This is a genomic window from Alcanivorax sp., assembly GCF_040119285.1.
Taxonomy (GTDB): domain Bacteria; phylum Pseudomonadota; class Gammaproteobacteria; order Pseudomonadales; family Alcanivoracaceae; genus Alcanivorax.
In genome coordinates this window covers 1-16019 of record NZ_JBEDTY010000019.1, presented here as the reverse complement: position 1 = coordinate 16019, position 16019 = coordinate 1, and the positions used below count along the sequence as shown (strand labels likewise).

Sequence of the window (16019 nt, the reverse complement as noted above, 5' to 3'; positions counted from 1 at the left end):
TGGCCTTTTGCTGGCCTTTTTTATCGCTCGCACCAAACAGAATTAGCAATTTATCACCATCAACGATGTAATAAATCCTATATCCCGGGCCGATATCTAAGCGGCATTCATAAAGCCCATCACCATCAGCGATGGACTTATGATCACCAAAATTTCCTTCTTCCATTTTTTTAACTGCGCGGGTTATTTTCGCGGCTCCCCGCCTATCTTTGAGGCCCCTCAAGTAGACCGAAAAAGGGCTCACACCACTTTCGGTTTTATACTCAACAGCCTTCCTCCGCTTCGCCTCAATCATTAATACATTCAAACTCCAATCGCCTAATGAAGAACAAGACAATAATAACATATATGTTATTATTGTCAATGCCGTTTATGCTGCCTGCACCTGATTAAGGTTGACGGCGGTATCAATGAAATTGATCGCCTTCTGGGCTTTAGCTGCCGCCTTAAAGACAAAGTCTTTATTACCGCGCAGGTGACGCAACCAGGATTCAATGTAGCTGGCATGATCCACAACGTCAGACTCCAGACCGAAAAGCCCGCAAAGCATTCCCGCGCCCAGCTCCGCAACCAGCTCTTCTGTGGCGTAGGCTTCTTTATGCTCCTTGGTGCTGGTAGCGCCTGACTCAAAACGATTAAGTCGTGACTTGTGGCCAGTTGAATGGATGTATTCATGCGCCAATGTTCCGGCATAGCCTGCTACAGACGTGAAACCCGTTGGCATGTTCACAAGATCCGCAACAGGGCTGTAATACGCTGAGCCACCAGATACCCTGTGAGTGATACCCTCGGTTTCCGCATAAGCCATCAGATGACGTTCGAGACGGTCTTTATTTTCATCCAAGGTAAGCTCCTCACCATTGATCACAGAAGCCTCTGGCGCCTCAATTCCTTCGATCTGATCCAGATTGAAAACCGTATAGAATCGGCGGACGTGAATAGTAGCCTCGCCATCTGGCGCGGTTTCATCATCGACAGTCAGAGACTTATAGAAAGTAATCGCGGTTCCCTTCGATCCCTTTTTCACCTGCCCGCCCATTTCTTTTGCTTGCTTAAAGGTCAACCAGTAAGGAGAAGTCAGGCCATTCAGGTAAGCTGAAACCAGCAACATCAGCACATTAACGCCGCTATAAGGTGAGCCGGATTTCAGGTTTTGATGTGGCAGGTCGCGAGACTGCCATGACTTACGCCACGGGAGTGTTTCGCCAGATTCGATGATTTTGATAATGGAATCAGTAAATTCCTGGGCGTAATCTTTCGCCATGATGAACACCTCAAAGTAGAGTTATTTCCCCGGCTTCCGGGGAGTTGATCACCTGACCAACTGATATAAATAATACACCCTTTAAGGGTGTATCGTCAAGCCTTTTTAGGTATTAAATACGATCTTTTTTACTGGCATTTGCCAGCCATCGGCGATGCTGTTGACGAGGTGCGGAGGGTGCAGGGAGGAACTGCCCTGCCCGTGCAACGCACGGAACTGAGGGCGCAGCCCGATATATCGAAGACCGGGCAACGCCCGGATGCCTCTGACTGCGGAAAGTCGATCTGGTGGAGATTCTGGGATGCCGTCGATGTCGGTGCAGGATCACAACAAGCCAGCGAGGAAGAGAGTTGTCATGCCCTTGGCGCGGGCAGCGGAGCAACACGGGGGCATTGACAGCGAACGGTCGCGGCTTTGATCCGACAGCACCGACTACGGCAGACCACTTCACCAGAAGACAGCAGGCAAGCGCCTGCGGCCATACCGGCGCAGCCGGTTAACCTGGCGACCAGCGGAACGTGAGCGCGAAGCGTTGTCGTTCCGGGAGCCAGCCCGGAGCAATCTGGAACAGTTTGCGCAGGGTAGCCGGAACAGGTTCCGGCGATCATAGAGATCCGGCGTGCCGGATCATCATCATTCCGCGTTAGCGGCAGGCGCAGACTTGCGAAAACGCCAAGGAGGTACGACGACGGTGGTTGAGTCCGAAGGACGCCAGAGCGTGAACGCCCTTCAATCCTTCCAAACCTCCCACAAGAAACGTGCAATCTTCAACAGCAATGCAACCCATTTTCTAAACTCTTTCATACTCACCCCGGAATAACTAAGGACGGTGCATAGCACCAACCAGGGAAGACTACTGCTTTAAAAAATGGCCAAAGATGCTGTTTTCCGTGTTTGCCCTACCGGCCCGTTTCATGATCAAACGGCGAAGCTCCAACATTGCAGCCAGTTGGGTGCGCATTTCACTGTCGAGGATAAGATCGCGTATACCTGAATCACCCTCAAACCTGACTATAGACACCTGGCTATTAGCAAGGTTTTTACTCATTTCAAGAAGCTCGTCATCCATGACCATGTCCATTCTCTCTAACACTAGAGGCGAGTCTCCTTCGAGGTCTTTTCGCTTATATTCTACCGGGCCATAACGATGAAAATAGTCATCTGCACGAACGGTAAGCTCGTTAGCAAAAATAGGAGTCGAACCAATGTAGCTGGCATCCACCCCAAAAATATACTTGTCAGAAGTAAAAGCTAGATAAACAGAGTATGAACTATCAAATGCGTAATAAGCAGGAGGCACAACTATCGTAATTCTCTCTACGGGATCAGTAGTGATTCGAATATCACTGTGAGTGATAAGCAGATCGGCAACTTCATAACTATCGAACACTTTGGCTGCATCCATCACTGCCAACAACCGGCCTGCTGTTACAACCTCACCAGTACTAAGAACCCGGCGTTCTTCAACAGTACCGAACGCCTCCCCCACCACCTTGATAGAACTCCCCTCATAGATCGCGTATTCAACAAATGATGACTGATTCACGGGTTCGATGTAGGTGCCATAACCATAAGTCCCCCCTGTAGACGCATTCGAAATGAAATACATCTTGCGTCCATTGCTCAACATCACAGGGAAGATAGCCGCGCCATCAGAATTTTCCTTTAGCGGTTCTTCAGTTAGAAAATACCCCTTCAAGCCATACCCTTCCTGAACCGAAATAGTGTTATCCCCATAACACTCATTAAAGCGGATCGTCGTGCAAAAGTGCGTATACCCGAATTGCCCAAAGGGAGCCGGTATGGCTACAAACTTAAACTCCTCTCGGCCACCTGGCTGATACTCGTTAGAAACGCGCGATGGTCTACTGATCTGATCGAGGACGCATCCAGAAACCAAGGATGAGACGACAAGGAAAAGCAAAGAAGTTCGGAAAAAATACATTGTGAGTCCTTTCTGATGTGGCGTGAAAATAGGTGACAGGGCTCAGGCCTAGTCACCTGAATGCCATTAAAGCTCGTTGCGTATCTGCATTAACCGATCTGCAATGATGCTATCCCACTGCTTCCGGTCCAATCCATCATCAGAGTAATTGATGGACTCAAGCCCCTTCTCCTGTGCGACCTTGTTCAGAATTTCTAATAGAGTCAGGGCATCACCGTAGGATACCGCAAAGCGCTGAGGTGCTGATGGTTTGTTTTCCGCTTTTTTCGGAGTTTTGGCTTGCTCCATTGTCTTGGCGATTTCGTTCTGAAGTTCTTCTTCAGAAGGAGCATTGCCAGACGCTTCACCATCTGAAGATCGAGCTTCTTCCAATTGAGCCTGTAGTTCAGCAACCCGTTGCTCGGCCTGCTCACTCGCCTCTTTCGCGGCCTTCTCTCGCTCCGCTTTAGCCGCTTCTTTCTGACGGGCTGCCAGTTCGTTTTTGGCCTTATAAACTTTCATTTCACCCGTACGAACCATTTCCACCAGATCCGAAGCTTCGGGATCATCTAGCAGAGATAGAGCCTGAGAAAGCTCCTTCTTCGCCGTGCCAGCTTTTTCTGTGCCAGCCAACCCCAACCAGGCGACCGCATCATTTAATGATGAGATTGCGCCGTCCGCCTTCGCCGCTTTTACCGCTAAAGCGATTTCAATAGGGGAGATTGGATTGCGAAGAATATTCTCTTGCAACTGAAGGCGTGCGCGAGCGTGGCCGGTCGGGCACTCACCGGAGACCACCTGGGCAATGATGCTCTGATAGCGGCCAGATGCATCACCATGCTCTTTTTGGTTTAGAAGTTGAGCGCGGTAGCGGTGCTCACCAAAAAGCACCAGATAGCGCCCGTCTGGATTAGCCCAGACCTTAATCGGTTGTTCTGGCTGACCAGAATCAGACTCCCGGAACGAACTCGCATATTCAGCAACAACATCATCATTGATGTCGCGAACCTGATCTTCGGTATATATCGCCTCTAACGGGATGTGGCGAACATCTACACGAGTAGCAGCCTCTGCTTGCTCATGCATGGCTGCAGCAATAGTGCTGCCAGTTGAAGGCTTAGGTGCTCCAGCGCCCGCCTTACGCTGTTTCAAAAATCCGTCAAGTTTGCTCACAAAAAAAACTCCTTAGAACAATTCAGGGAAGAGGCGCTTAACCAAATTGCGATACGCATCAGCAGCTTTCCCAGTTGGCTCAAACTCTAGAATAGGGCAACGACCATAGGCCGCTTGCTCAAACTTGGTTGTTTCCGGAATTTCAAAACCGGACAAGTGAAAATCCCCAAAGAACTCTGTTACTGCGTCATTCTGGATCTGAAAGATCCTCTCATTGGGTTTTGAGCGACCGAAGAAATGCGCGCGCAAGCGAATAGGCTCCAGCCCGAAGGGCAGGTTGTCGTTAATTCCCTGAACAACAGATGTGACAACATCCAGTTGCTCTACAGATCCCTCTGAAGGGTAGTTAGGGATAACGTACTCGCCACACATGATCAAAACGGCCCGCACCAGGCGTGACGCCGCACCTTCGGTGTCGCATATGATCAAGTCATATTTATCGTTCAGGGCATGATCCAAACCGAAAGCCTTGGCAAGCAAACCATCACCGAAGGTGGTGTCGCGAATCAGATCTTCCGCGTGAAGAAGGTTTCCTGAAGCTGGAATAATGTCATATCCAAACTCGGTGGTAATGGCCAAATCAGAGGGGCGCTTACCCTGGAAGATCTGCCACGAACTGTGTTCTTCAACATTAATATCTTCGCGATGCCAAACCCGAGACATACTCGTTGATGTTCCCTGGCGGTCAAAATCCACCAGAAGAACACGCTTACCGGCTTCCGCTGCCGCCGCAGCGATATTGACGGTAGATGTGGACTTTGTTGAACCACCTTTGGTGTTCACAATGGCCGTTCTGATAGCCTTACTCATCTTGAATTCCTTTAAAATCAACAAGTTACAAATTGTAACGCCTGACAAAAGACAGGATTTGTTCGAAATCCCGCACAATCTAGCGCATTAACCCCCACGTTTGCACGCCTAAGCCGTGCAAACGCTCAAAACACAGCAAAGGCCGGAGGCCAAAGCGGTGTTTTGCCAGCTCAGCGCCCGAAGGTCGCTGGGCGACAGAGCAGCGAAGCTGCAAGCGCACGCGAAGCGTGCATCCTCCAGGGCTGGTCACGAAGTGACGCGAAGCCAGCCCGGCACACGAAGTGTGCGAAACCAGCAGGCGCACCGAAACGTTTTCGTTTCATTCGGTGCTATGCGCCTGCGGTTTCAGCCTTCGGCAGGAACGAGGGCTGAGACACGCTAGTTAATGAGCAACGCGAACCCGTAGGGCGGCGTAGCCGTTAACTGCTGTGTCGAGGCGCGGGTATATATGTGGTTTCAGCAGCGCAGCAATGAAAAAACCACTTATACCCGCCCGAGTTCCTGCTGAGCTAGAGACTCTATAAGTACGGCAAGCGCATGTTTTTAAACATTTTTATGCGCTTTCTTTGCCGTACTTAGATAAAAATAAAGCAATCCAGCCTTCAGGCTGGCCGAAGGCGATTGCGATGTAGAAAAGTTACCGCTTTTGCTTTACGCTGTAAACAAAAAGTTTAATTTTAAACTTTTGTCGAAATTGTACAGCATCCGAAAGTAGGGCGTTACAATTTGTAACTAGTTGATTTTAAAGGAAATAAGGATGACGAAACTAATAATCGCAGAAAAGCCAAGCTTGGCCAAAGCAATAGCCGCAGGTATCGGAGGCAATCAGCAGAAAGATAAGACCCACATTCGAGCAGGGGACTACATCATCACATGGTGCTTCGGACATCTACTGGAATTGAAAATGCCAGAAGACTACGACCCGGCATTTAAGAACTGGGCTGACAGACCTGTTCCTTTCATTCCAGATCGCTGGGAATATCGACCGGCCAAAGATAAGTCATCCCAAGTATCCGCAATAAAAAAACTCTCTCAGTCGGCCAGCGTGATAATCAATGCTGGCGATCCTGATAGAGAAGGGAGCTACCTTGTAGACTCGCTGATTCGATTCATTGGGTTTGGAGGCCCAGTCTGGCGATTATTGATCAGCGACGTAAATCAGAGAGCAGTTCAAAAAGCGTTATCTAAAATAGACAGATTCAACTCAACAGAAAATCTCTCACGATCCGCAGAGTGTCGATCAAAAGCCGACTGGGTATACGGACTCAATCTTACGACGGCATACACTCTGGCAGCCAAGAAATCGGGGTTCAACAAAGTACTGTCGGTCGGGCGAGTCCAGACGCCAGTCCTTGGTCTATTGGTTAAGAGAAAGAGAGATAGGGACAACTTCAAATCTCACCCGTTCTACGGCGTAATTGCCACTTTGAAAAAAGGAACTGAGTTCCAGGCAAAAGGGATGATTGAATCGCCCGAAAGCTTCTGTGATTCAGAAGGGCGGTTAATAGAAAGGAGTCATGCTCAAGACTTCTTGAATTCAGCGACAGGAAGGCCTGCCGTCATATCGTCAATCAAAAAGGAAGACTCAATATCATCCGCACCACGCCTGTTCTCTCTTGCAGATCTTCAGAAACATGCGAACGCAAAGCTCGGAATGACCGCTTCTCAGGTGTTGAGTTCGGCTCAAGAACTATACGAGAAGGGCATTACAACGTACCCACGAACTGACTGCCAATACATTACTGATGAGCTATGGTCTGATGCCGAACGAACCCTAAGATCACTAGCAGGGTTCGAACCACTAAGTAGCGCGACCAAGGCAGATCACAAGATAAAGCATCCCAGCGTTAACAATTCTAAGGTTAGTGCCCATCACGCAATCATACCAACAGGTAATCTTTTGGCAGTTGAACAGCTCGCAGACAAAACCGTAAAACTGTTCTGCATGATTGCAGAGCGATACATTGCAATTTTCTACCCCGATGCGCTGGATGAAAAAACGCAGACGGAGATTCTGATCGGCACACGGACATTCGTTGCAAAAGGTGTCATTCAGAAGAGACAGGGGTGGCGCGTAGTGTTGGGGCAGAAGCCCTCCGACAAAGTGCTTCCCGACCTATCGCAAGGAGAAGAGGTTACGGTAAAGGCAATCTCGCTATCAGAAAAAATGACTACGCCTCCGGACGAGTACACGGAAGGCAGTCTGATTGAAGCAATGACCTCCATATCAAAGCACGTTCAAGACGAAAGCCTTAAAAGCATTCTGAAAGAGACAGACGGGCTGGGCACCGAGGCCACACGCGCAGCAATTATTGAGGGGCTGATCAAACGAGGGTTTATCCAGCGAGTGATAAAGAAGGTGGTACCGACAGAAGAGGGCTGCCAGTTTGTAAATCAAATCCCGGATGAGTTGAGTCTTCCAGATATGACTGCCCGATGGGAAATGCAACTGAAGGAGATCTCAAACGGTGCGGGTTCTGAAAGCGAATTCTTGAACCAGCTGGTCGAACCCGTAACAAGATTATCCCAGTCAGCAACCGTGAATATTAAAGAGTCCTCATCAGGTTTCGAATGCCTCTTGTGCAAATCCGCAGACCTGAAAAAAATATCCAAGAAAACAGGAGGAGCGTTCTGGATCTGCCAGAGTGATTGTGGTTACTCCTGCGCCGACAATCGTGGAAAACCTGCAGAGAAGCATATCTACAAGTGTCCTGAGTGTGACTCTCGCCTAGCCAGAAGAAACGGTGACAAAGGATGGTGGTGGGGTTGCACTGGATTCAAAACAGGATGTAAGTACACGACACAGGATCAAAAAGGAAAGCCTGTTGAAAATGAGCAATGCCATACAGCGAAATCAGAAGAGAAATGCTGCCCAGATTGCAATAAGCCAATGAAGTTGCGAAATGGAAAGTTTGGAGATTTCTGGGGCTGTACTGGATATCCACAATGCAAAAGGACAATCAAAACCCCCTAATGAAGAAAGCCCAGCGCAAGGTTGGGCTTTTCTTTTACCATCGTACATCACCATTAGAATTCCAGGTCTCATAAGCCTTAAAATCAAAAGGAGTTGCCGATAATATTGAATCCTGTCTCAACGATAAGTATATGTCCGATTCAACTTCACTATAGTGAGTATCGAATTCGAGCTTCAACGTGTCCTTATCTCGATGCCCACTCATTAAAGGAATGATCGAAATATCTTGATCCATACCATTTGTTTCAGTTGGTTCGCCAAGACTAATAACTTTTCCTACGTACACCTTCCGATCCGACAATGTGAGCATCACATACTTATCTTTTTGGGGTATCCGGAATTTCTGGTTGATAAAATGCCAAAGATGTAAAGAAGAAAATCTTTCTCAGCGGATTATCTGATTGATCCTCTTCAGCCTACTCTACTGCCAATTTTCTGTTTCCACCTTCGCCTGAGTCTTCATAGCGATGCTGACTAGGGAGGACAGCGAGAGCTGGGCAAGCGTCAAAGCGGTTCTGGTTCATGCGCAATCCGAACACCTGCACAACATTCCTCTTGTAAGAAACCGATCAAATTCTCTAGGTGCCCATACTCGGATATACAGACAATCGTGCGGCTATGTTTCTCCTGCCGGATCAGCCCTACCTTGGCCATGCGCGCAAGGTGATGTGATAGCGTCGAAGCAGGAATACCCAGCCCCTTCTGGATATCTCCGACCGAAGCCCCATCATGGCCAGCTTTGACCAGAAAGCGGAACACGGACAGTCGGTGACTATTCCCTAGCTCAGCTAAGCTGGCTGCAACCTTTTCGTGATCCATAGCACGCCCCAATAATTCGATGTTTCTAGAATTATAGTTGACAGGTCGGATAAACGCAAGTAGGCTGCGTACATCATTTCGATAAAACTAGAAATATAGGAGTAATATTGAATGTCACCTCAACTCCAAGACGCTCTAGGCATGTTCGCCTTTCTCGCTATCGAGCTATCGGTTTTATTCATTGGCATTAGCTTGCTGGTCGGAGTTCTTCAACGTCACATCCCACCATCCAAGGTGGAAGCGTTACTGACTTCCAGTGGGAAGCGAGGCTATTTTCTTTTTGGCCAATGAGCGATTGAATGAAGCAGGTGCGGTGCTTGGCATTGCCAAGTCGCAGCAGTGGCCTTCAATCTTTGGTCAGTTCACCACCGGTCGCAATCGCCCGTCACAGGCTGGCAACGTGCCGGTGTTTGGTGGGCAAAATGTGTATGAAAACCAGCAGCTGGGCATTGGCGCGACTTGGGAGCTTGACTTGTGGGGTCGAATTGGTGCACTGGAAGATGCTGCCCGCGCCGGCTTCATGCAGCAGGGCTATAACGTGCGTGGAGTGCGCCTGAGCGTAGCGGCCACGGCGGCTTCGTTGTACACCCAGGTTCGCGTGTTGGGCTTGCAGGTGAAAGTGCTGGAACAAACCCTGGAAAGTCGTGACGCAGCTTACAAGCTGGCCAAGCAGCGCGCCGATGTTGGCTTGAGCAACGAACTCCAGTTGCGCCAAACCGAAGCGGAATTGTTGGCAGTGCGTGCACAGTTGCCTGACACGCGCGAACAACTGTCCCGTGCGCAGAATGCACTGGCGGTAATTGTGGGGGGTAATTCACCGCAACTACCACCTCTTGAAGTTGACAACCTGCAGTTGACCAAGTTGTTCATCCTGCCGGAAGACACACCTTCCGAACTGTTACTGCGCCGCCCGGATCTGGCCGCAGCTGAACAACAGTTACTTGCTGGCGAGGCCAATCTGGAAGCCGCACGCAAGGCGTTTTTTCCGACCATTGGTTTGAGTGCTTTTGGTGGACGAGAGAGCACCGATTTAAGCGACCTGTTCAGTGGCCCAGCCCGAATCTGGAGTTTTCAGACCCAAATTACACAGCCAATTTTTCAGGCAGGTCGTTTGACGAATGAACGAGATGCCGCCATTGCACGCCGCAATCAAGCGGTGCTGCAATACGAGGCGAGTGTTCGCACGGCATTCCAGGAAATTTACGATGCAATTGTTGCACAGCGTGAAGCACGCGAGCGTTTGCAAGCGCGTCAGGAGCAGGTTCAAACCCTGACTCAGGTGGTTCGCCTTGCCCAATTGCGCGTGGACAATGGCGTGGCCAATCAGCTTGAACTGCTGGATGCACAACGCAATTTGCTGAATGCACAACTGAGTTGGGCTGCAGCCTGGCAAAGCCAGCAGGGTGCAACCCTGGCCATGATTCGTGCCTTGGGCGGTGGTTTCAATGCTGAGCAAGTGGCATTGAAAGAGTGGGTATTCGGATTAGCTGGTTGATTTTCTCTTTGGCGTGCAATCACAGATTACACTTTCCCAACGGAAAAACTGGTTGGCGAGGCCTGGAACAAATGCGTAAGGATTGTGGTACTAGAGAATTCATCGCGCATCCTTCTGTCTACCTCGAACGCTCCCTTAGCGCGAATTTGTCCGATGTGCCACTGACTGCTGACAACACTCGTATGGAGTTTTCAACCTAAACCCGGATTCGATGTTCCCGTAAGTACTGGGTGTGGTAACTATGCATCAGGAAATTTAGCGCTTGACCTTCCCACAATAGGAAGGTTTATCTTTCTGGAATATCATCAGGAGATGCTTGTGGAGAAGACGAATGATGCATACTCAAGACAAATTGAATCCGTCGGCTGTGACGGTGACAAGCTTTCCCATCGAAGGTATGAGTTGCGCTTCCTGCGTCGGGCGCGTGGAGGCTGAACTCAAGAAGGTCGAGGGCGTTGACACTGTTACGGTGAACCTGGTGACCGAACGTGCCGATATCCAGTCCGCTTCGCCACTCGACCGCGGATCACTCATCAACGCTATCGAGAAAGCTGGCTATTCGGTGCCAGCTGAGACCACAGAGCTTTCCATCGAAGGTATGACCTGCGCGTCCTGTGTCGGTCGCGTCGAAAAGGCGCTCAAGGCTGTGCCCGGCGTCACCAGTGCCGTTGTCAACCTTGCGACTGAAAGAGCCACGATCCAGGGCAGCGCCGATGCGACCGCCTTGGTGACGGCTATCGAGAACGCGGGATATGATGCCAGGGTAATCGCGGCTGCTACGGGTAGCCGTCGGGGCGAGACCGATGAGCGCACCGAGAAGAAGGACGCGGAACGCCGTGGACTGACACGTGATTTCACGATTGCAGCGGTGTTGACCGTGCCTGTCTTCATTCTGGAGATGGGCTCACACCTCATTCCTGGCATGCACGACCTGATTGCCTCAACGATCGGCATGGAGACGAATTGGTATCTCCAGTTCGTGTTGACAACCATCGTTCTGTTCGTGCCGGGCATCCGCTTTTACCACAAGGGGTTTCCGGCCCTCGGGCGGCTTGCCCCCGACATGAACTCCCTGGTCGCGGTCGGCACCATGGCAGCCTATGGCTATTCGCTCGTGGCGACCTTCGCGCCGGGGCTCCTGCCCGACGGAGCCGTCAACGTCTACTTTGAGGCCGCCGCTGTTATCGTCACTCTCATCCTGCTCGGCCGGTTGCTGGAGGCTCGCGCCAAGGGACGCACCTCCGAGGCGATCAAGCGTCTTGTCGGGCTTCAGGCCAAAATGGCACGGGTGCGTCGGGACGATAAGTCGATCGAACTGCCGATCGACTCCGTCTTGTCGGGAGATATCGTCGAGGTTCGTCCCGGCGATCGCATTCCGGTGGATGGCGAACTCATCGAAGGCGAAAGCTATGTCGATGAATCGATGATCACGGGAGAACCGATCCCCGTCTCCAAGAAGCACGGCAGCGAGGTCGTGGCCGGAACGGTGAACCAGAAAGGCGCATTCGCCATCCGTGCGACGGCTGTCGGCGGCAACACCGTTCTGTCGCAGATCATCCGCATGGTGGAAGAAGCGCAGGGGTCGAAGCTGCCAATCCAGGCGCTGGTCGACAAGGTGACGATGTATTTCGTGCCTGCGGTGTTTGTGGCAGCGATTCTCACCTTCGGGACATGGATGTGGTTCGGCCCGTCGCCCGCGCTCACTTTCGCGCTGGTCAACGCCGTCGCGGTGCTGATCATCGCCTGCCCTTGCGCCATGGGGCTGGCCACACCGACCTCGATCATGGTCGGCACTGGCCGCGGTGCCGAGCTGGGCGTGCTCTTCCGCAAGGGTGAAGCACTCCAGTTGTTGAAAGATGCCAAGGTCGTTGCCGTTGACAAGACGGGCACGTTGACGGAAGGCAAACCGGCTCTCACCGATCTGGAATTGGCCACCGGATTCGAGCACGTAGACGTGTTGGCTCTGGTCGCGGCCATCGAGGCCAAATCCGAACACCCGATCGCCCGTGCGATCGTGAACGCCGCCGCCGCGGAGAACATCTCACTGCCGGACGTGTCGAACTTCGAATCGGTGACGGGTTTTGGCGTGAAGGCTGAGGCCGGTGGCAAGCGGGTCGAGATAGGTGCTGACCGCTACATGAGCGAACTCGGTCACGACGTGGCGGCGTTCTCCAAGGTCGCCAAACGCCTCGGCGACGAGGGTAAGTCTCCGCTCTATGCTGCGATAGAGGGCAAGCTTGCGGCGATTATCGCCGTTGCCGACCCGATCAAGGAAACGACGCCTGCTGCCATCAAGGCCCTGCACGATCTCGGGCTCAAGGTCGCGATGATCACCGGCGACAACGTCCACACGGCCAAGGCCATCGCGGCGCGACTCGGGATCGACGAGGTGGTGGCGGAAGTGCTACCGGACGGCAAGGTCGACGCGGTGCGCCGCCTTAAGGGAGAGCACGGCAAGGTGGCGTTCGTCGGTGATGGCATCAACGACGCTCCCGCTCTGGCCGAAGCGGATGTAGGTCTTGCCATTGGCACAGGTACGGACATTGCCATTGAAGCGGCTGATGTGGTGCTGATGTCGGGTAACCTGCAAGGTGTGCCAAAGGCGATCGCCTTGTCGAAGGCAACCATCGACAACATCCGACAAAATCTGTTCTGGGCGTTTGCCTACAACACGGCTTTGATTCCGGTCGCGGCAGGTGTGCTCTATCCGGCCTACGACATCCTGCTTTCGCCCGTCTTCGCTGCCGGCGCCATGGCACTGTCGTCGGTGTTTGTACTCGGCAATGCACTGAGGTTGCGTCATTTCCGCTCACCCATGGGGACGGACGACAACGACGTGTCGCAGAGACAGGTGGAATTTGCACAAGCGAAATAAGGACAACCGAGCCTGCCACAGTGCAGGCTTGATGTTATCTGGAGAGGCATGGCTATGAATATTGGAAAGGCAGCGGAGGCATCGGGTGTATCGGCGAAGATGATCCGCTACTACGAATCGATCGGCTTGATTCCGGAAGCGTTGCGAACCGAAGCTGGATACAGGGATTACTCGGACAAGGATGTGCAAACCCTGCGCTTCATCCGGCGCGCACGGGATCTCGGGTTTTCGGTGGCGCAGATGAATGAACTGGTTGCGCTCTGGCGCGACCGGGGTCGTGCGAGCGCCGACGTCAAACGTCTTGCGCTTGAGCATGTCGCGGAGCTTGAGCTCAAGGCGCGCGAACTCCAGGAAATGAGCCGTGCACTCAAGCACCTGGCGGAAAACTGCCAGGGCGACGCTCGGCCGGACTGCCCGATTATCAGCGGTCTGGCCGGGGATGGCGTAGTGAAAGGAACGCCTAAGGGTGAGCGAGAACTTAATTCCACGCGCTTCGGGGCTATCGGGATTGAACCCAATTGCACGCAACGTCGCGGGAAAGAGAAGCGCTGACGCGTCTACTTCAGAAGCGGCGTCCTTGCCCTGACCTGAATGATTACCCGGCAAGGTGCTGATTATCGTACCCAGCCTCGCGGATGGCATCACTGATACGCGCCTCATTGACCTGGCTGCGCACGGTGACCTCGGCGTGTTCTATATCTGTAGATACTTCCGCCTGTGGGTCGATACTTTTAATGGCTTTTTCGACGGCGGATGTGCAGTGGCCACAGGTCATGCCGTTAACGTTGAATCGATACATATCGAACTCCTTCACAGAATCAGAGAATTGAGGAACCTGATCGTCCCAGCGACCAATCTAGTCTTTCCAACGCTGGTAAGGTCAACTGCGGAGCCTCAGACTTTGATTTGTCGAGTGCTCTGTGCCGACGGGCTGCCAAATGCACGGCTATTGATAAGACCTGGCCGATGCCGACAGTCTCTCTGTGCAAGGCATGCAAACGCAGCCTTGACCTTCCAACCATTGGAACGATTACCCTTTTGTGAAAAGTCAGCGCAACCGGTGTTCGGTAATCGCACTAAACACAAAGGAGTTAATCGATGTCCACAGAATCCCCTTCTCACTCAGGCAGACCAGAGCGCCCACTCGGTCTGGCCTTGGCATTATTGCTGGATTGATTCTTGGAGGATTTCTGACAGGCCTGCTTGGCTGGCGTTGGGCGTTCTTCATCAATGTACCCATCGGTTTGGCGGTGCTCGCTGGTTCGAGAACACTTGTCGAAGCGGAATTGCACAAGGGACGCCCCGACCTGACGGGAGCGCTTTCCAGCATCATCGGCATGGCAGCACTCGTCTATGGAATTACCCGTGGTGGTGAACATGGCTGGACCGATGGCATTACGCTCATTGCATTCGCCACTACGGCTATCCTGCTGCCGCTGTTCTTGGTTTTACAGTCGCGCAGCAGTGATCCACTTTTGCCGCTCCGCTTGTTCAAGGATCGCAACCGATCCGGTTCGTACCTGGCCATGCTGCTGCTGGGCTTCGGCCCCATGGGCATGATCTATTTGCTGACGCTCTATTTGCAGCACATCCTCAGCTATAGCCCGACCCTGACCGCCATGGCGTTTCTGCCCTTTGGGGTGGGTATCATCATTGGTGCTGTTGTCAGTTCAAAGCTTGTCATGCGCTTTACGCCGCGCGAGGTCTCAGCTCCGGCTGCGCTGGTCGCTAGCGCTGCATTGTTCTGGCTTTCGACCATCGGGCAACAACTCGACTATAGCTGGCACTTCATGCCAGCCGCCTTCCTCACCGCCTTCGGTTTCGTGGGAGCGGTCATTGCGCTGGCATTGACGGCCGTGAAGGGTGTGCAAGCACAGGAGACCGGCATCGCATCGGCGTTGTTCAACGCGTCGCAACAGATTGGTGTTGCGTTGGGGCTGGCTATCCTTTCGAGCATTTCTGTCTCCGTCACGGCCAGTCGGATGCCCGAGGCATTTGCTTCTCTGTATCGCGGTCGGGAAGTCGGCGATGCCGAACTGGTGCAGTCAGCCGGTGATGCGCTGATTCAGGGTTATGGCTTGGGACTTGCGGCGAGCGGGGTTGCTCTTGGCATCGCAGCCATCATCGTGGCCGTACTTGTCAACGCCAGGAAAGGACAGGTTTCCACACTTGGCGATAGTCCCTTGCATTGACCGGTTCTTCTTCCCTTTACGGCGCAGTCTGCCAAACCCGTACTGCGCCACACTGATGATTAATGGGAATCTGTCGCAATAGCTATGGAGCTTCCACCATGAGGAGAACACCGCATGACCGAAATGCCCGACAACATCCTGCACCTGCCTAAGTACCAGGTGCTGGGCTGCAAATCCACCGACGACGAAATGCACTTTCAGGTGGACGTGCCCGCTCCCATTGCCTGCGAGGAATGCGGCGTGCAGGGTGAGTTCGTGCGGTTCGGCAAGCGTGATGTTCCCTATCGTGATCTGCCCATCCACGGCAAGCGGGTCACTCTCTGGGTGGTCCGCCGCCGATACACCTGCCGGGCCTGCAAGACAACCTTCAGGCCCCAGCTACCGGAGATGGTGGACGGATTCCGTATGACACTGCGGCTGCATGAGTACGTGGAGAAGGAATCCTTCAACCACCCCTACACCTTTGTGGCGGCACAGACCGGCCTGGACGAGA

14 protein-coding genes are annotated in these 16019 nt (G+C 52.5%); 7 read left to right on the top strand and 7 right to left on the bottom strand.

Translation table 11 applies throughout. The features are described from left to right. The 5 genes from ABNH10_RS05495 to ABNH10_RS05475 all read right to left on the bottom strand — a co-directional run. The coding region (locus ABNH10_RS05495; RefSeq protein ID WP_349385012.1) for a type II toxin-antitoxin system RelE/ParE family toxin at positions 1–295 on the bottom strand (295 nt) is incomplete at its 3' end. A 75-nt stretch (positions 296–370) separates the two neighbouring features. Next, a complete protein-coding gene (locus ABNH10_RS05490) occupies positions 371–1264 on the bottom strand; it encodes an ArdC family protein (protein ID WP_349385011.1) in 894 nt (297 codons plus the stop codon). 853 nt (positions 1265–2117) lie between these two features. Then, positions 2118–3209, bottom strand: a complete 1092-nt coding sequence (locus ABNH10_RS05485) for a hypothetical protein (RefSeq protein WP_349385010.1) — start codon at positions 3207–3209, stop codon at positions 2118–2120. 66 nt (positions 3210–3275) lie between these two features. Further along, the gene (locus tag ABNH10_RS05480) at positions 3276–4361 is read right to left on the bottom strand and encodes a ParB/RepB/Spo0J family partition protein (RefSeq protein ID WP_349385009.1); all 1086 of its coding nucleotides are present in this window, start codon (positions 4359–4361) and stop codon (positions 3276–3278) included. Positions 4362–4373: 12 nt separating this feature from the next. Further along, positions 4374–5171, bottom strand: coding sequence for a ParA family protein (locus ABNH10_RS05475; protein ID WP_349385008.1), 798 nt, complete (start codon positions 5169–5171; stop codon positions 4374–4376). A 757-nt stretch (positions 5172–5928) separates the two neighbouring features. Between ABNH10_RS05475 and ABNH10_RS05470 the strand changes: the two genes are divergently transcribed. Beyond that, positions 5929–8145 carry a DNA topoisomerase 3 gene (locus ABNH10_RS05470; RefSeq protein ID WP_349385007.1) on the top strand — a complete coding sequence of 739 codons (2217 nt, stop codon included), beginning with the start codon at positions 5929–5931 and terminating at the stop codon, positions 8143–8145. A gap of 504 nt (positions 8146–8649) precedes the next feature. Here the strand turns inward: ABNH10_RS05470 and ABNH10_RS05465 are convergent. Further along, positions 8650–8964, bottom strand: a complete 315-nt coding sequence (locus ABNH10_RS05465) for an ArsR/SmtB family transcription factor (RefSeq protein ID WP_008294929.1) — start codon at positions 8962–8964, stop codon at positions 8650–8652. 111 nt (positions 8965–9075) lie between these two features. Here ABNH10_RS05465 and ABNH10_RS05460 point away from each other — a divergent pair, with 111 nt between their 5' ends. The 4 genes from ABNH10_RS05460 to cueR all read left to right on the top strand — a co-directional run bounded on the left by ABNH10_RS05460 (position 9076) and on the right by cueR (position 13886). After that, positions 9076–9255, top strand: a complete 180-nt coding sequence (locus ABNH10_RS05460) for a hypothetical protein (RefSeq protein WP_349385006.1) — start codon at positions 9076–9078, stop codon at positions 9253–9255. After that, complete coding sequence (locus ABNH10_RS05455; protein WP_349385005.1) at positions 9245–10459, top strand: efflux transporter outer membrane subunit; 1215 nt, start codon at positions 9245–9247, stop codon at positions 10457–10459. Before ABNH10_RS05460 ends, ABNH10_RS05455 begins: the two co-directional genes overlap by 11 nt. Positions 10460–10790: 331 nt before the next feature. Beyond that, entirely contained in the window at positions 10791–13334 is a 2544-nt protein-coding gene (locus tag ABNH10_RS05450) for a heavy metal translocating P-type ATPase (protein ID WP_203985610.1), read from the top strand. Positions 13335–13388: 54 nt separating this feature from the next. Then, a complete protein-coding gene (gene cueR, locus ABNH10_RS05445; protein ID WP_063977592.1) occupies positions 13389–13886 on the top strand; it encodes a Cu(I)-responsive transcriptional regulator in 498 nt (165 codons plus the stop codon). Positions 13887–13929: 43 nt separating this feature from the next. Here the strand turns inward: cueR and ABNH10_RS05440 are convergent, their stop codons facing one another. Further along, positions 13930–14133: a heavy-metal-associated domain-containing protein gene (locus ABNH10_RS05440; RefSeq protein ID WP_063977589.1), complete on the bottom strand. Its 204-nt coding sequence runs from the start codon at positions 14131–14133 to the stop codon at positions 13930–13932. Between the two features lie 241 nt (positions 14134–14374). Here ABNH10_RS05440 and ABNH10_RS05435 point away from each other — a divergent pair, with 241 nt between their 5' ends. Together ABNH10_RS05435 and ABNH10_RS05430 are read left to right on the top strand one after the other, a co-directional pair. Then, complete coding sequence (locus ABNH10_RS05435; protein WP_196765160.1) at positions 14375–15526, top strand: MFS transporter; 1152 nt, start codon at positions 14375–14377, stop codon at positions 15524–15526. Positions 15527–15640: 114 nt separating this feature from the next. Next, a partial coding sequence (locus ABNH10_RS05430) for a transposase family protein (protein WP_349385004.1) occupies positions 15641–16019 on the top strand: 379 nt, incomplete at its 3' end.